Genomic DNA, 19251 nt, shown 5'->3' on the forward strand with positions numbered 1-19251 from the left:
TTATACCTTCGCCACGAGTGGGCGACCGAGCAGGCCCTGGGGACGGAAAATCAGGATCACCACCAGCAGGGAGAAACTGAACACGTCTTTGTAGTCAGAGTTGATCAACCCCGAGAACAGCGACTCGGAAATACCCAGGATGATCCCGCCCAGCATGGCCCCAGGCAGGGAGCCGATGCCGCCGAGTACCGCTGCGGTAAATGCCTTGATGCCGATGATGAAGCCGGCATAGAAGTCGAACGTGCCGTAGTTCAGGGTGATCAGCACACCGGCCAGCGCGGCCATGGCGGCACCAATCACGAATACGTAGGAGATGACCCGGTCGGTGTTGATACCGAGGATCGACGCCATCTTGCGGTCTTGCTGGGTAGCGCGGCACATGCGGCCGAGCTTGGTGTACTTGATGATGTAGGTCAGCAGGCCCATGCCGACGAACGCGGCCACCAGGATGAACACCTTGGTGTAGGTCAATTGCACGAAGCCGGTGCCGATATCGACTCTCCAGGCGCCGGCCAGCAGCGTCGGGATGCCTTGTTGCTTGGCGCCCTGGGCGATCTGCGCGTAGTTCTGCAGGATCAGCGAAATACCGATGGCGCTGATCAGCGGTGCCAGTCGGGTGGAGTTGCGCAGCGGTTTGTAGGCGACACGCTCGATGACCCAGCCGTAGACGCCGGTGACGACGACGGTGAAGATCAGGGTGCCAAGGATGAGCAGCGGGAAGGATTCGATGCCGAAGTAAGCCAGCAGTGCCAGACTGATCGCCGCGAGGTAAGCGGAAATCATATAAACCTCGCCATGGGCGAAGTTGATCATGCCAATGATGCCATAGACCATTGTGTAGCCGATGGCGATCAAGCCATAGACCGACCCGAGGGTCAGCCCATTGACCAGTTGCTGCAGGAAAATACCATCCATAACGCAATCTCACGCAGTGAGAGCCTGCACACCTGTGGGTGTGCGGATCTTCTAGGAGGAAAAGACAGACACAAAAGGGGCTGGCAACCAAGTCCCCGTGTGGGAGCTGGCGTGTGTGGGCGCCGGGCTTGCCCGCGATAGCGACACCTCGGAATGTCAGTCAACCCGAGGTGACGCTATCGCAGGCAAGCCAGCCCCCACAAAAGCCCGGTTCCCACAGGGTCAAGTGGCGTCTAACCCATCGCGCTAACTATTACTTCTGCTTTTCCAGCTGGTGATACTTGCCGTCCTTGTCCCACTGGTAAACCACATAGTCGGAGATTTTCAGGTCGCCCTTGGCGTCCCAGTTCTTCTCGCCCATGACGGTTTTGACCGGGTGGGATTTCAGCCATTTGGCTGCGTCTTCGCCCTTGTCGGACTTGGCGCCATTGAAACCGGCGGCCAGGGCCTGGATCGAGGCGTAGGCGTACAGGGTGTAGCCTTCAGGCTCGGTGCCATTTTTGCGGAACTCTTCCACCACGGTCTTGCTGTCTGGCAGCAGGCGTGGGTCGGCGCCGAAGGTCATGTACACGCCATCCACATACTGTGCACCACCGGCGGTGGCTACCAGTTCGTCGGTCACCACGCCGTCGTCGGACATGAACTTGACGTCTTTCAGGCCGGCTTCACGAATCTGCCGAACCAGTGGGCCGGCTTCCGGGTGCAGGCCGCCGAAGTACACGACGTCAGCACCGGTGGAGCGGATCTTGGTGACCAGGGCGCTGAAATCTTTCTCGCCACGGGTCAGGCCTTCTTCCAGCACCGGCTTCACGCCGCGCTTGGTCAACTGCGCCGCAGTGGCGTCGGCCAGGCCTTTGCCGTAGGTGTCCTTGTCGTTGATAACGGCAACTTTCTTGCCCTTGAGCACGTCGACGATGTAGTCGCCGGCCACGATACCTTGCTGATCGTCACGACCACACATGCGGAACACGGCCGACAGGCCACGCTCGGTAACCTGCGGGTTGGTTGAGCCCGGGGTGATCATGATCACGCCCGCATCGGCATACACCTCGGAGGCTGGGATAGTGTTCGACGAGCAGAAGTGCCCGACCACGCCAATCACTTTGTCCTGGTCAACCAGGCGGTTGGCCACGGCCACGGCCTGCTTGGGTTCGCAGGCGTCATCGCCGGCCACCAGCTTGATCTGCTCGCCGTTGATGCCGCCGGCCTTGTTGATGACATCGGCTGCCGCCTGGGCACCTTTCATGTACTGCTCACCAAATGCCGCGTTGGCGCCGGTCATCGGCCCCGCTACGCCAATCTTCACATCAGCTTGAGCAAACGCAGAAACACCCAGCGCCGCAGCAACGGCGAGGGCTAGAAAACCTTTCTTGTAAAACGTCTGGGACATGAGTGGTGCTCCGAGGTTTTTGTTGAATTGGCACTGCAGCTTCACTTCAAAAACTTTCGGAGAAAGCCCAGAGCAAGCGTCGTGCCATTACGTTTTTATTATTCAAAAAGACACGGTGTCATTGTTATTGCAGGTTTTTGGGCGCCTTTTGATTGGACGTGCAACCGTCTATCTCAACCAGGTGCAACCATTGGACCTATAAAGTGCAACCCGACCAATCAAGCACTGCAACCCGGCCACTAAACGGCCACCCTTAAACATGTAACAGCGTGCGTAACGGAAGTGCACATTTACAGTGCGTTACTGCTACGACTCGCACCAATACAGATTAGTAGCCGGCTAAGAAAATGCAGGCTTCTGAGGGGTATTTCGTTGATCAGATCACGATCCGCAGGCATTGGCCCGCGTGATACAGCGAGAATCCCGCCTCGTACAAACAGCTGCGCAGGCCCACACCGGCCAACGGCTGCATCGGCGCAAAGGGGATCGGCAGTGCCTGTGGATCCTGGTGACACAGATAATCCGCGAAGGCTTTGCCCACGACACTGCCGGTCGTCACCCCGCGCCCGTTATAACCGGTGACCGCCACCAGCCCGGGCGCCGGCTCGAACAGGCGCATCAAGTGGTCCGGGGTGAACGCGATGCAGCCGGTCCAGGTGCACTCCCACTGCACCGGTTTGAGGTACGGGAAGTAGTGCTGTTGCACCCGATCGGCCCAGGCCTTGAGGAACCACGCGGGTTTCTGGTTGCCGTTGCCCAGGCTGCCGAGCAGCAGGCGGCCTTCGGCGTCGCGGCGGATGCTGCTGAGTACCTGGCGAGTGTCCCAGGAGCCTTGGCCGCCCGGAAGGATTTGTTGGGCGGCGTCGTCGGTCAGAGGGGCCGACGCCACCTGATAGTAATAACCAGGGAAGAAGTTGCGGCGCAGTTCGGTCCACTCGCCTTCGGTGTAGGCGTTCGAAGCGATCACCACCTGTTCGGCCTGCACCGAGCCTTGGGCAGTCTGCACTGACCAGTGCTGGCCCTGGCGTTCCAGTTGGGTGACTGGGGAGTGATCGAACAACTGTCCGCCGAGCCCGACGGCGGCATTGGCCAAACCACTGGTGTAGGCCATCGGGTTCAAGGTGCCGGCCCGCCGGTCGAGCAAGGCGGCGGCGATCTTTTTGGTACCGGTGGCTTGTTCGCATGCAGCGCCGGTCAACAGCTCCACCGGTGCGCCACGACGCTTCCATTGTTCTTCACGGCTGCGCAAATCCGCCTCGCCACGGGCGTTGTGCGCCATGTGCAAGGTGCCCTCGCGACGCAGTTGGCAGTCGATGTTGTATTTGTCGATCAGGCTGAACACCAGGGACGGTGCCGCGCCGAGCATGCGGTTGAGCTGGCTGCCCACCGCGGTACCAAAACCGGCTTCGATCTCGTCCGGGGGAATCCACATCCCTGCATTGACCAGCCCTACGTTGCGCCCCGAACCACCGTGGCCGGTGCGATGGGCCTCGAGTACGGCGACACTTTTTCCTTGTTCCAGCAAGTGTATGGCTGCCGACAAACCGGTGATGCCGGCGCCGATCACGCACACATCCACTTTTACCTCGCCCTTGAGCGCGGCACGATCCGGCCGGCCAGGAGTGAGTTGTTCCCACAAGCATGCTTCGCGTAATGCCATTGCCAGACTCCGATGAGACCTAACAAACCACTTTTCCGAATTGTAAATACGGTCAAATGTGGGAGCGGGCTTGCTCGCGAAAGCGGTGGATCAGATAAGCATTCGTTGACTGACACACCGCTTTCGCGAGCAAGCCCGCTCCCACATTGACCTCACTCCGACTTGAGGTATCAGTCGAAGGTAATGCCCTGGGCCAGCGGCAGTTCCAGCGAGTAGTTCACGGTATTGGTCTGGCGACGCATGTACCCGCGCCATGCATCCGAGCCCGACTCACGCCCGCCACCGGTCTCTTTCTCACCGCCAAACGCGCCACCAATCTCCGCGCCGCTCGGGCCGATGTTGACGTTGGCGATCCCGCAGTCACTGCCTACCGCCGACATGAACTGCTCGGCCTCGCGCACGTCAGTGGTAAAGATGCACGAAGACAGGCCTTGTGGCACCGCATTGTTCAGGCGCAGCGCTTCAGCGAAATCGGTATAGCCGACCACATACAGAATCGGCGCGAACGTCTCGGTGCACACCACATCACTCTGCTCCGGCATTTCCACGATGGCCGGCGACACGTAGTAAGCGTTGGGGAACGTGTCTTCCAACTGGCGCTTGCCGCCAAACACCCGGCCGCCTTCGCTCAAGGCCTGCTCCAGGGCGTCCTGCATGTTTTCGAAGCTGTGCTTGTCGATCAGCGGGCCGATCAGGTTGCCTTCCAGCGGATGGCCGATGCGCACTTTGGAATACGCAGCCTTGAGGCGGGTGACGATTTCCTCCTTCACCGACTCATGGGCGATCAAGCGGCGCAGGCTGGTGCAGCGCTGGCCGGCGGTACCGACGGCGCTGAACAGAATCGCGCGCACGGCCATGTCCAGGTCGGCGCTTGGGCCGAGGATCATCGCGTTGTTGCCGCCCAGTTCGAGAATGCTGCGGGCAAATCGTGCAGCGACTTTCGGCGCTACTTCGCGGCCCATGCGGGTGCTGCCGGTGGCGCTGATCAGCGCAACACGCGGGTCATCCACGAGTGCGGCGCCGGCATCGCGGCCACCGATGATCACCTGGCTGAGGTACGGCGGCGCATCGCTGAAGTTCTTCAGTACGCGCTCGAACAGTGCCTGGCAGGCCAGGGCGGTAAGCGGGGTTTTTTCCGACGGTTTCCAGATCACTGCGTTGCCGCACACCAGCGCCAGCGCGGTGTTCCACGCCCATACGGCGACCGGGAAGTTGAAGGCGCTGATCACGCCAACCACGCCCAGCGGGTGCCAGGTTTCACGCATGTGGTGGCCCGGACGCTCGGAGGCGATGGTCAAGCCGTACAACTGGCGCGACAGGCCGACGGCGAAGTCGCAGATGTCGATCATTTCCTGCACTTCACCCAAACCTTCCTGGGTGATCTTGCCGGCTTCCCACGACACCAGCTCGCCGAGGTCGGCCTTGTACTCGCGCAACACGTCGCCGAACTGGCGCACCAGCTCACCACGACGCGGGGCCGGCACCTTGCGCCAGGCCTCGAATGCATGCTCGGCGCGACTGACCTGCTGCTCCACCTCGGCGGCGCCTTCCCAGTGCACACTGGCAATCCGGCTGCCATCAATGGGCGAATGCACGGGTTGTTTACCCGACTGGTACAGCGCCGGGTTTACCCCGAGACGATCAAGCAATGCGGCAACCATGGGTCACTCCTTCAATCTACAAACAGAAATTTGCGCCGCCAGCGGTCGCGGCGATCCAGACCTTATTTGTAGCTGGCCCAAGACTTGCCAACAAACGACGATTAGGCGAGATATCATTCCGTTTATTCATGCTAAGAACAAAAAGAGGCGTGCCGTGCTGAATAAAAGACATTTGCCCTCGATCACCGCCCTGCAGTGCTTCGAAGCGGTCACCCGCCACCTGAGTTTTACCCGCGCCGCCGAAGAGCTGAACCTCACCCAGAGCGCTGTCAGCAAACAGGTCGCGCAGCTGGAAGAACTGTTGCAGCACCTGCTGTTTCGCCGGGTGCGCCGCCGCTTGCAGATGACCCCGGCGGGCGATCTGTACCTGGTGGAAGTGCGCAAGATCCTCACCCAGGTGGAGATGTCCACCCATTACCTGCGCTCCTACGGCGGCGAGACTGAAGTGCTGCGGGTGTCCACGCCCTACACCTTCGGCGCCCGCTGGCTGGTGCCGCGCCTCAAGGGCTGGCGACTGCGCCATCCGCAGATTCACCTGGACCTGTGCAACGAACAGGAGCCCGACGAGCTGCTGCAAGGCAAGGCCGACCTGGCCTTCTACTTTGGCCAGGGCTCACGGCCCGGCACCGAGAGCCTCAAGCTGTTCAGCGAAGAACTGGTGCCCGTGTGCTCACCCGACAGCCTGCCCGCCCAAGCATTTACCGATCCCACGCAACTGAGCGAACTGGTGTTGCTGCAAAACGCCTCGCGCCCGCAAGGCTGGCATGACTGGTTCGCCGCCCAGGGTCATCACACCGAGCACAGCTACCATGGGCCGCGCTTCGAGACCTTTTATATGTGCATTCGCGCCGCACAGGTTGGCTGCGGTGTGGCGCTGCTGCCCAGATTTCTGGTGGAAGAAGAGCTCGCCGAAGGCAAGCTGGTGATCCCCTGGCAGCATGCGATGCCGAGCCAGGATGCGTACTACCTGGCCTACCCCGAGCACTCGGCGGAAGTGCCCAAGGTGCGGGATTTTGTGAAGTGGATGATGGAGCAGGTTGAGTCTGATTGAGGCGCGTTGCCTGCAATACCGCCTTCGCGAGCAAGCCCGCTCCCACATTTGGAACGCATTTCAAATGTGGGAGCGGGCTTGCTCGCGAAGGCGTCAGGGGCCACACAACAATGCCCAGCTGAAAAAACACTGGCAAAACAGCACAGGTCTATGCGCCACTAGCGCCATTCCTTAATTGTGCGTAAAGGTCGGCGCCCATCGTCGACCCGTCTGGAGATTCCCGCTATGAGCGAGAGTGTGTTTGCCGATCGCATCGTGCAGAACCTGCTCGACACCGACTTCTACAAGCTGACCATGATGCAGGCGGTGCTGCACAACTACCCGAACGTGGAAGTTGAATGGGAGTTTCGTTGCCGCAACAGTGAAGACCTGCGCCCGTACCTGGCGGAGATCCGCTACCAGATCGAGCGCCTCGCCGAGCTGAGCCTGAGCCCCGACCAACTGGGCTTCCTGGAACGCATCAGCTTCATGAAGCCGGATTTCCTGCGTTTCCTCGGGCTGTTTCGCTTCAACCTGCGCTACGTGCACACCGGTATCGAAAACGGTGAGCTGTTTATCCGCCTGCGCGGGCCATGGCTGCACGTGATCCTGTTTGAAGTGCCGATGCTGGCCATCGTCAGCGAAGTGCGTAACCGCTATCGCTACCAGAGCGTGATCCTCGAACAGGCCCGCGAGCAGCTGTATCGCAAGTTCGACTGGCTGACGGCCAACGCCAGCGTCGAAGAACTGTCCGAACTGCAGGTCGCGGATTTCGGCACGCGTCGACGCTTCTCCTACCGCGTGCAGGAAGAAGTGGTGAACGTGCTCAAGCACGACTTCCCCGGGCGTTTTGTCGGCACCAGCAACGTGCACCTGGCCCGCGAGCTGAACATGAAGCCGCTGGGCACCATGGCCCACGAATGGATCATGGCCCACCAGCAACTCGGCCCGCGCCTGATCGACAGCCAGATCGCCGCGCTCGACTGCTGGGTGCGCGAGTACCGTGGCCTGCTGGGCATCGCCCTGACCGATTGCATCACCACCGATGCGTTTCTCAGCGATTTCGACCTGTACTTCGCCAAGCTCTTCGACGGCCTGCGCCACGACTCCGGTGACCCGGTGCAATGGGCCGAAAAGGCGATCGCCCACTACCACAAGCTGGGGATCGAGCCGATGAGCAAGACCCTGGTGTTCTCCGACAGCCTGTCGCTGCCCAAGGCGCTGGAGATTTTCCGCGCGCTGCGTGGTCGGATCAATGTGAGCTTCGGCATCGGCACCAACCTGACCTGTGATATTCCAGGTGTGGAACCGATGAGCATCGTGCTTAAAATGACTGCCTGTAATGGCCAGCCCGTCGCGAAGATTTCCGATGAAGCGGGCAAGACCCACTGCACCGATCCGAACTTTGTCGCCTATTTGCGCCACGTTTTCAAAGTACCTGCCCTACCCAGCAAGGAGTGAATCATGCAAGCCGTACAGCGCGAGATTGCTGAACAGCTCAAGGTCCAACCACCGTTCAAGGACCAGGCCGCCCTTGAGGCGGAGGTCGCCCGGCGCGTTACCTTTATCCAGGATTGCCTGCTCAATTCAGGCCTCAAGACGTTGGTGCTGGGCATCAGCGGCGGCGTCGACTCCCTGACCGCCGGCCTGCTGGCCCAGCGTGCAATGCAAGAGTTGCGGGCTGCCAAGGGTGACGATGCGTACCGCTTTATCGCGGTGCGCCTGCCCTACGAAACCCAGTTCGACGAACACGACGCCCAGGCGTCCGTGGACTTTATCGAACCCGACGAACGCCACACGGTGAACATCGGCCCGGCGGTGAAATCCCTGGCCAATGAAGTGGCAGCGTTTGAAGGCAAGGCCGCAGTCTCCCGGGACTTCGTGCTGGGCAACACCAAGGCGCGCATGCGCATGGTGGCGCAGTACACCATCGCTGGCGCGGCCGGTGGTTTGGTGATCGGTACCGACCATGCGGCGGAAGCGGTGATGGGCTTTTTCACCAAGTTCGGTGATGGCGCCTGCGACCTGGCACCGCTGAGCGGGCTGGTGAAGAACCAGGTGCGCGCGATTGCCCGGCACTTTGGTGCTCCGGAATCGCTGGTAGAGAAGATCCCGACGGCCGACCTGGAAGACCTGTCGCCGGGCAAGCCGGACGAAGCGTCCCATGGCGTGACCTATGCCGAGATCGACGCGTTCCTGCACGGCGAGCCGGTGCGCGAGGAGGCCTTCAAGATCATCTGCGACACCTATCGCAAGACCGAGCACAAGCGGGTGATGCCGTTTGCACCCTGAGCACTGTAGGAGCGAGCTTGCTCGCGAAGATCGTCAACGAAAACGCGCCCATCCTGGATGAGCGCGGTGCCTTTGAGGTTTTCGCGAGCAAGCTCGCTCCTACAAGAGTGTTTACTTCAGGGTCACAGTGCCTTTCATCATCGAGATGTGGCCTGGGAACGAGCAGAAGAACGCGTAGTCAGTGCCTGCCGCCAGCTTCGACACATCGAAGGTCACGGAGTCTTTCTCGCCGGCACCGATGATCTTGGTGTGGGCGATGATGCGGGTGTCACCGTCTTTCAGGTAGTTCTTGTCGATGCCGGCAGCCATGCCGTCGCTGGCGATGCCAGGCATGTCGGCGGCGGAACTCAGCACCCAGTTATGGCCCATGACGTTTTTCGGCAAGCTGCCGGAGTGGGTCAACTCAACGGTGAACGTCTTGCAGCTCTTGTCGATTTCGATGGCCTTGGTGTTGAAGGACATCTGGTCAGTGGAGTCGACAGTGACCTTGCACTCTGCAGCAAGCAACTGGCCGCTAGCCAGAGTCAGCAGGGAAACAGCAACGAGTTTGGCAAACATGTGAATCTCCAGGGCAGGGTTTAAAAAACGCATATTGCGACAAGGGTGCCTGAGTCAGGCAGGACTTCATATGATCTGTATCAACAGATTGTATACAACTTTAGGCTATCAGACTCATCGACACAATCTACCGGCCAAAGTGCGAGTGCCGGCCTATGATCGGTCCATCACCCATCCGGAGTCCCAGCCATGCACCTCAATAGTCTGTTCCGCAGCCTGCTTGCCGCCTATGCCTGTGGTGCCAGCGGCACCTGCGAAACACCTCAACGCGAGGTTTAATCCTTTGAGAGACGCAAGCCAGCCTTTACTCTTTAGCCACAACTGAGTGGAGTCAGGTATGTCCTTGAAGTCTGTCTGTGTGTTTTGCGGTGCCAGCAGCGGCACCAACCCGGCCTACCGTGAAGCAGCCGTGGCCCTCGGGCGCGCGCTGGCCGAGCGCAAGCTGACCCTGGTGTACGGCGGCGGCGCCGTGGGCCTGATGGGTATCGTCGCCGATGCGGCGCTGGAAGCCGGCGGCGAGGTGATCGGAATTATTCCCGAAAGCCTGAAAAACCTCGAAATCGGCCACAAAGGCCTGACCCGCCTGGAGGTGGTCGACGGCATGCACGCCCGCAAGGCACGCATGGCCGAGCTGAGCGACGCCTTTATTGCGCTGCCGGGCGGCCTGGGCACCCTGGAAGAACTGTTCGAAGTCTGGACCTGGGGCCAGCTCGGCTACCACGGCAAACCGCTGGGTTTGCTCGAAGTGAACGGTTTTTACCGCAAGTTGACCGATTTTCTTGATCATATCGTCGGCGAAGGCTTCGTCCGGGCACCGCATCGTGCCATGCTGCAAATGAGCGAATCGCCGGCTGAGCTGCTTGACGTACTGGATGCCTGGCAACCGCTGGTCCTGCCCAAATGGGTGGACCAAAAACCCGATTAACCCTTGGGACGCGATTAAAGGCAGAATACGCGCCGCTCAACCTCACCTTCGACCCCAGAGGATCGCCCATGGCAAAACCTAATTACTCCTTCGCCAAACGTCAGAGAGACTTGGCCAAAGAGCAGAAGAAAGAGGAAAAGCTGCAGCGCAAGAAAATTGCAGCCGACGAAGAAGCCGGTGCACTGAACCCGGATGCTGAAGGTACAGTGGCTACAGACGAAACCGAAGCACCGAAAGACGCTGAATAGGTGATCGTTCCCACGCTCCGCGTGGGAATGCATCCTGGGGCGCTCCGCGTCCCGATTTGAGATATGTGCAGGGTGACGCAGAGCGTCACAACAGGCATTCCCACGCGGAGCGTGGGAACGATCTTGTGCATTACTCCAGCGGCATCACCGTCACCCGCACTTCCGGGTCATGGCTCCCTCCCCCCAGAATCACCCCCCGCAACGGCGAAACATCGGAAAAGTCCCGGCCCCAGGCCAGGGTGATGTGTTCCAGTGCCGGCTGCACATTGTTGGTCGGGTCAAAATCCACCCAACCCGACACCGGGCAAAACACCGACACCCACGCGTGGGACGCATCCGCGCCGATCAACCGTGGTTGGCCGGGCGGTGGCTGGGTCAGCAGGTAACCACTGATATACCGCGCCGCCAGGCCCCGGGAACGCAGGCACGCGAGCATCAGGTGGGCGAAGTCCTGGCACACGCCGCGCCGGCGCTCCAGCACTTCCACCAACGGCGTGGCGACCTGGGTGGCTTCGGCATCGAAAGTAAATTCGCTGAAGATCTTCTGCATCAGCGCCTGCACACCCAACAGCAACGGACGACCGGCCGGGAAACAGTCTTCGGAGAACTCGACGAAGCTTTTCTTCAAATGCACATAGGGCGATTCGAACCGATAGCGGCACGCCTCGATCACTTCGGCCGACAGCGGCTGGCTGCTGTAGGTCAGGCCGTTGCGGGTCTGGTCCCAGGCCGGCGACAGGCTGAAATCCAGCAGCGGCCGCGCCAACACCTCCACTGTCAGCCCGGCGTTCACCAGCAGTTCATCATGGGGCCGCTCGAACGCCAGCCGGGTGATCGGGTTACCAAACACGTCCAGCTCATCCCGGCGCGCGGTCGGCTCGGGGCTGATCTCCAGTTGCTGCGAGCTGCAGCGCTGCCAGGCGCAAGGCCGCGGCCACAGGTGCGCCAGCTGCTGGGCCAGGGACACCGGGCTGTCGTAGTGGTAATGGGTATCGTGGAAAATCTGGTAGCGGGCACTCATCACACAGACACCGTTTGCTGGCTGACATCGTCCACATGGGCAAAATGGCGCAAGGCCAGGCGATCCGAGACTTGCCCACTTTCATCGGCCACCGCTTGCAGCAGGTCGGCCAGGCCGTCCAGCGCAGCGCGCACACTGGACTCGCCGAACAGCGGGTTCTCCAGGCAGCCCAGGTCAAAGCGCGCCAGGCGCTCCACCAACGGCGCCAACCCGGTTTCCCGGGGCACGCTGAAATCGTCATTCAAGCGACGCAAGGTGCGGCTCACCAGTTTCAGCTGGAACAGCACTGCGTGAGGGTTTTGCTCATCCAGCAGCAACAGGTCCAGCACCGGAATCAGCTGCGGTACCGCGAGGTAGCGCGAACGATAGGTGATGCTGCTGTTGCCCAGTTCCAGCAACCACTCCAGCCCGGCCTGATCGAACACCGCCACGCCGCGCAGGAACGCCGCCAGGCTGCTGCTGAGAAACTGCAGGCGCTCGATGCGCCGGCCCATCATCAGGAAGCGCCAGCCTTCGTCGCGGGTCATGTCGTCAAGGGCAAAGCCCGACAGCGCGGCCAGGGACATCACCAGGCGGTTGAGGAAATCCAGCAGTTCGCCGAAGTCCGGCTCTTCGCTTTCCAGTTCCAGGGCTTCGCGCTGCAACTCCACCAGCGCCTGCCAGTTTTCCCGGGACAGCTTGCCGCGCACCTGGGACGCCGCCCACTGCAAGCGCTGCAAGTTGGCCCGCAGGCTCGACGGCCAGTCATCACCGAGCAACGCCGCCTGAAGCCGCTCAGGCAACTCGCCCTCCTCCGGCAACAGTCGCAGGTTCTCACCCAGTTCAACCGCCGCCTGCAGCGCCAGCGGGTCGTCTCCGTCGACATAGCGGGCGAGGACGATCCGCAACCAGCGCGCACTGTCATCACAGCGCTCGCAATAACGGCCAAACCAGAACAGGTTTTCCACCACCCGCGACGGCAGGTACGGATCACGTCGCACCAGGTCATGGGCGCCGATGGCCCGTTGGGCGCGCCACTGTTCGGTGCCGTGGGCACGCTCGCCGAGCACCCAGGTGTCCTTGCTCGCACCGCCGCGCTGCATCGACACCACTTCGGCATCGGCATCGGCGGCCACACGGGTCAGGCCACCGGGCAGTACCCGATAACCGTCGGCGCTGGCTACGGCGTACACACGCATGCCGATGGCGCGGTGCTGAAGGTGATCGTCAACGGTGTGCCAGACCGGCGCCTGGGACAACTGCGCAAGTTCCTGGGCGACATAGGCGTAAGGCCGCGCGCGCATGCGCTCAGCCAGGGCCTCGCGTTGTTCGTCGTTCAAGTCGCGGCCAAATACCGGGGTAAAGCTTTGCGACGGAAACGCCGGCTTGATCAGCAGCTCCGGCAGTTTCTCCAGGGCTTCGGCCAGCACCGGCGGCTCACCGCACCACCAGGTCGCGATGGACGGCAGGATCAGCTCTTCGCCAAACAGGAATTGATTGATCTTCGGCAGAAATCCCAACAGGCCAGGGGATTCCAGCACGCCACTGCCCAGGGCGTTGGCCACCAGCACATTGCCCTGGCGCACGGCATCCAGCAGGCCGGGCACGCCGAGGGCCGAGTCGGTGCGCAGTTCCAGCGGGTCGCAGAAGTCGTCGTCCAGGCGGCGCATGATCGCGTGCACCCGGCGCAGGCCGCTGAGGGTCTTGAGGTACACCGTGGCGTCGCGCACGGTCAGGTCGCCGCCTTCCACCAGCGGGTAGCCAAGCTGGCGGGCGAGGTACAGATGCTCGAAATAGCTTTCGTTGAAACGGCCCGGGGTCAGCAGCACGATCAGCGGTGGCTGGTCGTCGCTCGGCGCCTGGCGGGCCAGGGTTTCCTGCAGGGTGCGGAAGAACCCGGTGAGGTGCTGCACCTGCAAGTCGCGGTACAGGTCCGGGAAGGCGCGGGACACGATGGTGCGGTTTTCCAAAGCATAACCGGCGCCGGACGGGGCCTGGGTCCGGTCGGCGGTGACCCACCAGCGGCCATCCGGCGTACGCGCCAGGTCCACGGCGTACAGGTGCAGGAACGCGCCGTCGGGCGGCTGGATGCCCTGGCACGGCCACAGGAAATTGTTATGGCCGAACACCAGTTCTGCCGGCAGCAAGCCTTCGGCGATCAAGCGTTGCGGGCCGTAGAGGTCGGCCAGTACTGCATTCAGCAGGCGCGCACGCTGGGCGATGCCGGCGGCAAGTTGCTTCCATTCATCGGCCGCCAGCACGTGGGGCAACAGGTCCAGTTCCCAGGGGCGATCGGCGCCCTTGGGGTCGGCGTAGACGTTGTAGGTCACGCCGTTTTCCTGGATCTGCCGAGTCAGCAAGGCCTGGCGCTGGGCCAGTTGCGCCGGGGTGCTGCGTTGCAAGTGATCGAGCAGCCGCTGCCAATGGGCGCGAACCGCGCCGCTGTCGTCCAGCAGTTCGTGATAAGTGCCCGCGGTCAGCGGGTAACGGTCGAGCAAGTCGGGCATGGAACGCTCGGCAGAGGCAAGGGAAGTCAGATTAATTTACAAACACTGCAAATCCAGTGTGCAAGCAGGTTTGTGTGGGAGCTGGCTTGCCTGCTCCCACACAAACCCTGCTCCCACATTTTGAATCGCATTTAGTCATTCTTATTGGGGAAGCGCCGCAAATCCAGGGTCATCGGCAATTCATCATTGATCACCACACTCGGCACCGGCAATTTCCCGGGGCTGTGTCCCAAGCGGAAAAACCGCGCCATCCGCCGGCTTTCAGCTTCATTGGCATTCACCGGCAGGCTGTCGTAATTGCGCCCGCCCGGATGGGCGACATGGTACTGGCAACCGCCCAGCGAGCGCTGCATCCACGTATCCAAAAGATCGAACACCAGTGGCGCATGCACCGGGATCGTTGGCTGCAGGCAGTTGGCCGGTTGCCAGGCGCGATAACGCACGCCAGCCACAAACTCGCCGACGCGCCCGGTGGGTTGCAGCGGCACCGGGATGCCATTGCAGGTCAGCAGGTAACGCTGGGGCGGCAGGCCACTCAACTTGACCTGCAGGCGTTCCAGGGACGAATCCACGTAACGCACCGTACCGCCCACCGCACCCTCCTCGCCCAGCACATGCCAGGGCTCAAGGGCCTGGCGCAATTCCAGTTCGATGCCGCTGACGGCGTAGTCACCGACCTTGGGAAAACGGAACTCCAGGTGCGCAGCAAACCATTCGAACCGCAGCGGATAACCGGCAGCGTTCAGCTCGACGATCACGTCGGCAAAATCCTGCTCGATAAAGTGCGGCAGCAGGAAGCGGTCATGCAGCTCTGTGCCCCAGCGCGCCAGCTTCGGCGGCGCATAGGGTTCACGCCAGAACCGCGCGACCAGTGCCCGCAGCAGCAACTGTTGGGTCAGGCTCATGCGGGCGTGGGGCGGCATTTCAAAGGCACGCAATTCCAGCAGGCCCAGGCGGCCGGTGGCACCGTCCGGCGAGTAGAGCTTGTCGATGCAGAACTCGGCGCGGTGGGTATTGCCAGTGACGTCGATCAGCAGGTTGCGCAGCAGGCGGTCCACCAACCATGGCGGGCATTCTTCGCCCGCTTCGGGCATCTGCGCGAAGGCGATTTCCAGCTCATACAGCGCATCGTTGCGCGCTTCGTCGACCCGTGGTGCCTGGGAAGTCGGGCCGATGAACAGGCCGGAAAACAGGTAGGACAATGACGGATGGTTATGCCAATAGCTGATCAGGCTGCGCAGCAGATCGGGACGCCGCAGGAACGGCGAATCCTTGGGCGTAGCGCCACCGAGCACAAAGTGGTTACCGCCGCCGGTGCCGGTGTGGCGCCCGTCGATCATGAATTTTTCTGTGGTGAGGCGGGTTTGCCGGGCTTCTTCGTAGAGAAACTCGGTGCGTTCCACCAACTCGTCCCAGGTGGCGGACGGCTGCACGTTGACCTCGATCACACCCGGATCCGGCGTCACCCGGAAGTTGCTCAGGCGTGGGTCGCTCGGCGGCTCATAGCCTTCCAGCAGCACCGGGCAATGCAGTTCTTCGGCGGTGGCTTCGATGGCGGCCACCAGTTCCAGGTAATCCTCGACCCGTTCCAGCGGCGGCATGAACAGGTACAGGCGGCCGTCCCGTGCCTCGGCGCACAGGGCGGTGCGGGTCAGCCAGTCGGCAGACTCGTCGATCTTCGGGATACGGTCTTGGCTGGCAGCTGCCTCGCCATGGCTTTGCAGTTGCGAGGTGGTCGGCAGGTCTGCCAGGTCCTGATTGGGATCGGTGGGGTGCACGAACGGATAGTCCGCCGCCGTTACCCACGGTTGCGAGGCCAGTGGCAGGCGATAACCCAACGGTGAATCGCCCGGCACCAGGCGGCAATAGTTGTCCCGCAGGTACCAGCGCCCGCTCTGCCAGCGGTCATTGGCCGCCGTGCGCGCCAGCGGCAGCACCTGGCCGATGACTTTATCCAGGCCCTGGCTGAAGACCTTGCGCAGGCGCTCGCGCTCAAGCTTGTCCTCCAGGCGCGGATCTTCGGCGCTGACGTTTTGCGGCAAGGCGCCTTCGCGCCACAGGTAATAGAAATTGTCTTCGTAGGCCGGAAATACAAACTGCGCAGGCAGTTTCAGGCGCTCGGCAACGCTGGCCAGAAAACGCCCGGCCATCACGCCGTCGGCGCCATAGCTTTCCTGCTCATCGGCGATCAGCGCGCTGTTGTGCCAGATCGGCACGCCGTCGCGGCGCCAGTAGCAGTTGAGGGACCAGCGCGGCAGTTGCTCGCCGGGGTACCACTTGCCCTGGCCGAAATGCACCAGGCCCTTGGGTGCGTAGTGCTTGCGCATGCGCTGGAACAGTTCGGCGGACAGCCGGCGTTTGTCCGGGCCCAGGGCGGCGGTGTTCCATTCGGCGCCGTCGGGGTCGTCGATGGAAACGAAGGTGGGTTCGCCGCCCATGGTCAGGCGTACGTCGTCCTTGTGCAGGTCACCGTCGATCTGCCGGCCCAGGGCCTGGATCGCCAGCCACTGCTCTTCGGTGTAGGGCTTGGTAACCCTGGGGGCTTCCCAAATCCGCTCCACGGACATCTCGTGGGTAAATTCGCACTCGCAGGGTTCCACCAGGCCACTGATGGGCGCCGCGGAAGAAGGATCAGGACTACAGGCCAACGGGATATGACCTTCACCGGCGAACAAACCGGAGGTGGCATCGAGGCCGATCCAGCCGGCGCCGGGCAAATACACTTCGCACCAGGCGTGCAGGTCGGTGAAATCCACCTCGGTGCCGGACGGGCCGTCGAGGGCTTTGACGTCGGCGGTCAACTGGATCAGATAACCGGACACAAATCGTGCCGCCAACCCAAGGTTGCGCAGCAGTTGCACCAGCAACCACGCCGAATCCCGGCAGGAACCGGAGGCGTTTTCCAGGGTGAATTCCGGAGTTTGTACCCCCGGCTCCATGCGGATCAGGTAGCCGATGTCGGCGGCCAGACGCTGATTCAGGCCCACCAGGAAATCCACCGCCGGCAACGGCGTGCGGTCGATACCCGCCAGATACGCGGCGAATCGCGGGGTCAGCGGCAATGTTTCCAGGTACGGCGCCAGCTCGCGCTGCTCATCGGCGGCGTAGCTGAAAGGGATTTTTTCGGCGTAGGGTTCCAGGAAGAAATCGAACGGATTGAATACCGCCATCTCCGCGACCAGGTCGACTTCGATGCGCAGCTCGTCAGTTTTTTCCGGGAACACCAGACGCGCCAGGTAATTGCCCTGGGGATCTTGCTGCCAATTGATGAAGTGCTGTTCCGGCAGCACCTTCAGCGCGTAGGAAAGAATCCGCGTGCGGCTATGGGCCGCCGGACGCAGACGAACAATCTGTGGGCCGAGTTCGACCGCGCGGTCGTAGCGGTAATGCGTAACGTGGTGCAACGCGACATGAATCGACACGGCGGCCTCCTGCGAGCCAGGGCATGGAAACAAAGCGCGCAAGACTTATGCCAGAGCAGTGGTCATTGCGCTTTATCGTGGGACCCGGTGCAGTACAGCACCAAAACGGCGCGATGGCTGCCGTCGTGGTGCGAGGGTTGCACGTATTTGTGGCGGGAGTGTGAGGGTGGGTGGTGAATCTACCCAGTCAACGGGCTTTGTGCCTGGCGATCACGGCTTCACGCAGGTGGCGAACTTCGACCAGTTTCTGGCGCATTTCGCGGTGGCGCTTGCTGTTAAGCACCAGCAGCGCCAGCAACGGCAACAGCACGCTCATGCCATAAATAAATGGATGCGGTCGGTACTCGATCGTGGGCAGCACACACACAAGACAAAGCCCCAGCAACACCACCAGCGGCCACACCCATTGCGGGCGTCCGCGGGCGATCATGAAGTTGCAGTGCACGATGACCAACGTCAGAGCGATTCCGCCGAGAAAGGAGTACTTGGCGTTATCCGCCAGGGGAAGGTCCCGGAAATAGCTGTCAAAAAACAAAGGCACCGCGAAGACCAGGGAAAATACCGCTGCAAATATCGCCCCCATGAAAACCGGAAAGTACCGGGATAGAAAGGCACGAATGCTCGGTGCTTGGTTCATTGCTCAATCTCCTCGTATAGACCTACGGCAATGGTTCGGACATTCCCGGAAAGCGCACTGCCCGTGAAGCCAATCGAGGCGCCCAACGCATCCTGTATTTGCGTGACCGTTGCGTGCTTGACCTGTGTGGGCGTGAAGCGCTTGGGCAGCTCACCTGACAACTGTCGCAACTTGAGCATCTTCGAGCTCAAGCGAGGGTCGTTAATGCTCAGCAACTCCTTGGTCAGTTTGGCGCGCTCTTGTCGATTCAAGCCTTTCAGTACCTCCCGAACACTTTTGCCGGTGGTCGCCCTATTCAGCCGGACCAGCTTGAGGGTGGTGAGTGACGATGCACCGACTCCGACCAACGATGCGGCGTCCAACGCGATCATCGTGTATTGATACCATTCCTCGCCGTCGAGCTCGTCGTTGCGCGACGGATTTCTTATTTCGTTGACGGTCCGGTAGCCACCGGCAAAACACTGAACGGTACTGGCTGCCGCAGCGGTGTAGCCGAGGGCTGCGACCACCGTACTGGCACCCGCCGAAAACGGTATCGCGACAGAGCCGCTGAGCACCACTACCCAGCCGATGACTGCACCGGCACACGACAGCGTGGTGTTGATCGCTTCACCCACCAGCCGCGATTCACGGGGATTGTCTTGCACCTGCTGGGCGAACTGCGCCGGCGCTATGTACCGCTGCGCTTCCCGCAGGATCACGCGTTTGGGCGCAATGCTGCAGATGGGTTGGAATTCGCGCAGGGTGACGACGTTGAAGTCGGCATCGATATACACCACACCCGCCCCCACGATGCCGGGGTCGGCGTCGATGGCAGCAAACAGGCGTGGCAGGTTGATCTGGCTTTCGATGCGCTGGCGGGCCATGAACTGGGAGCGGTTGGAGTCCATGCCGATGCCAAGCAGGGGGCTGCTCATGGGGGTGTTCTTCCTTGAAATGGGTGGTGTCTGAACTGGCGCTTTCGCGAGCAAGCCCGCTCCCACATTCGACCGCATTCTCATGCTGA

The 19251-nt window shown here is 61.6% G+C and carries 15 protein-coding genes; 5 read left to right on the forward strand and 10 right to left on the reverse strand.

Annotated elements, in window-relative coordinates; all coding sequences use genetic code 11:
* The 4 genes from HX824_RS15760 to HX824_RS15775 all read right to left on the reverse strand — a co-directional run bounded on the left by HX824_RS15760 (nt 1) and on the right by HX824_RS15775 (nt 5626).
* A complete protein-coding gene (locus HX824_RS15760) occupies nt 1–915 on the reverse strand; it encodes a branched-chain amino acid ABC transporter permease (protein ID WP_003217447.1) in 915 nt (304 codons plus the stop codon).
* A gap of 253 nt (nt 916–1168) precedes the next feature.
* The gene (locus HX824_RS15765; protein WP_003217449.1) at nt 1169–2305 is read right to left on the reverse strand and encodes a branched-chain amino acid ABC transporter substrate-binding protein; all 1137 of its coding nucleotides are present in this window, start codon (nt 2303–2305) and stop codon (nt 1169–1171) included.
* A 376-nt stretch (nt 2306–2681) separates the two neighbouring features.
* Entirely contained in the window at nt 2682–3965 is a 1284-nt protein-coding gene (locus HX824_RS15770; protein ID WP_087692468.1) for an FAD-binding oxidoreductase, read from the reverse strand.
* A gap of 170 nt (nt 3966–4135) precedes the next feature.
* Nucleotides 4136–5626 (reverse strand): aldehyde dehydrogenase family protein, encoded by a 1491-nt coding sequence (locus HX824_RS15775; RefSeq protein ID WP_003217452.1) that lies wholly within the window; start codon nt 5624–5626, stop codon nt 4136–4138.
* Between the two features lie 154 nt (nt 5627–5780).
* Between HX824_RS15775 and HX824_RS15780 the strand changes: the two genes are divergently transcribed.
* The 3 genes from HX824_RS15780 to nadE all read left to right on the forward strand — a co-directional run bounded on the left by HX824_RS15780 (nt 5781) and on the right by nadE (nt 8948).
* Nucleotides 5781–6677: a LysR family transcriptional regulator gene (locus tag HX824_RS15780; protein ID WP_003217454.1), complete on the forward strand. Its 897-nt coding sequence runs from the start codon at nt 5781–5783 to the stop codon at nt 6675–6677.
* Nucleotides 6678–6902: 225 nt separating this feature from the next.
* The gene (gene pncB, locus HX824_RS15785) at nt 6903–8117 is read left to right on the forward strand and encodes a nicotinate phosphoribosyltransferase (protein WP_003217456.1); all 1215 of its coding nucleotides are present in this window, start codon (nt 6903–6905) and stop codon (nt 8115–8117) included.
* A gap of 3 nt (nt 8118–8120) precedes the next feature.
* Nucleotides 8121–8948: an ammonia-dependent NAD(+) synthetase gene (gene nadE, locus HX824_RS15790; RefSeq protein WP_003217462.1), complete on the forward strand. Its 828-nt coding sequence runs from the start codon at nt 8121–8123 to the stop codon at nt 8946–8948.
* A 111-nt stretch (nt 8949–9059) separates the two neighbouring features.
* On the opposite strand, the gene azu is transcribed toward nadE, so the two are convergent.
* Entirely contained in the window at nt 9060–9506 is a 447-nt protein-coding gene (azu, locus tag HX824_RS15795) for an azurin (protein ID WP_008439083.1), read from the reverse strand.
* 337 nt (nt 9507–9843) lie between these two features.
* Between azu and HX824_RS15800 the strand changes: the two genes are divergently transcribed.
* On the forward strand, nt 9844–10431 hold the full coding sequence (locus HX824_RS15800; protein ID WP_003217468.1) for a TIGR00730 family Rossman fold protein: 588 nt from the start codon (nt 9844–9846) through the stop codon (nt 10429–10431).
* Nucleotides 10432–10499: 68 nt separating this feature from the next.
* Nucleotides 10500–10679 carry a hypothetical protein gene (locus HX824_RS15805; protein WP_003217470.1) on the forward strand — a complete coding sequence of 60 codons (180 nt, stop codon included), beginning with the start codon at nt 10500–10502 and terminating at the stop codon, nt 10677–10679.
* Between the two features lie 130 nt (nt 10680–10809).
* Here HX824_RS15805 and HX824_RS15810 read toward each other — a convergent pair whose 3' ends face one another.
* The 5 genes from HX824_RS15810 to HX824_RS15830 all read right to left on the reverse strand — a co-directional run bounded on the left by HX824_RS15810 (nt 10810) and on the right by HX824_RS15830 (nt 19162).
* On the reverse strand, nt 10810–11700 hold the full coding sequence (locus HX824_RS15810; protein ID WP_177039707.1) for a transglutaminase family protein: 891 nt from the start codon (nt 11698–11700) through the stop codon (nt 10810–10812).
* The gene (locus HX824_RS15815; RefSeq protein WP_177039706.1) at nt 11700–14186 is read right to left on the reverse strand and encodes a circularly permuted type 2 ATP-grasp protein; all 2487 of its coding nucleotides are present in this window, start codon (nt 14184–14186) and stop codon (nt 11700–11702) included. The genes HX824_RS15810 and HX824_RS15815 overlap by 1 nt, the downstream gene beginning before the upstream one ends.
* A gap of 131 nt (nt 14187–14317) precedes the next feature.
* Nucleotides 14318–17608, reverse strand: a complete 3291-nt coding sequence (locus tag HX824_RS15820) for a transglutaminase family protein (protein WP_177054791.1) — start codon at nt 17606–17608, stop codon at nt 14318–14320.
* A gap of 187 nt (nt 17609–17795) precedes the next feature.
* Nucleotides 17796–18245, reverse strand: a complete 450-nt coding sequence (locus HX824_RS15825; RefSeq protein ID WP_134325642.1) for a hypothetical protein — start codon at nt 18243–18245, stop codon at nt 17796–17798.
* Nucleotides 18242–19162 carry an NAD synthetase gene (locus HX824_RS15830; protein ID WP_102604267.1) on the reverse strand — a complete coding sequence of 307 codons (921 nt, stop codon included), beginning with the start codon at nt 19160–19162 and terminating at the stop codon, nt 18242–18244. The genes HX824_RS15825 and HX824_RS15830 overlap by 4 nt, the downstream gene beginning before the upstream one ends.
* Nucleotides 19163–19251: the final 89 nt, after the last annotated feature.

This window comes from Pseudomonas sp. D4002 (genome assembly GCF_013385665.1).
GTDB lineage: Bacteria > Pseudomonadota > Gammaproteobacteria > Pseudomonadales > Pseudomonadaceae > Aquipseudomonas.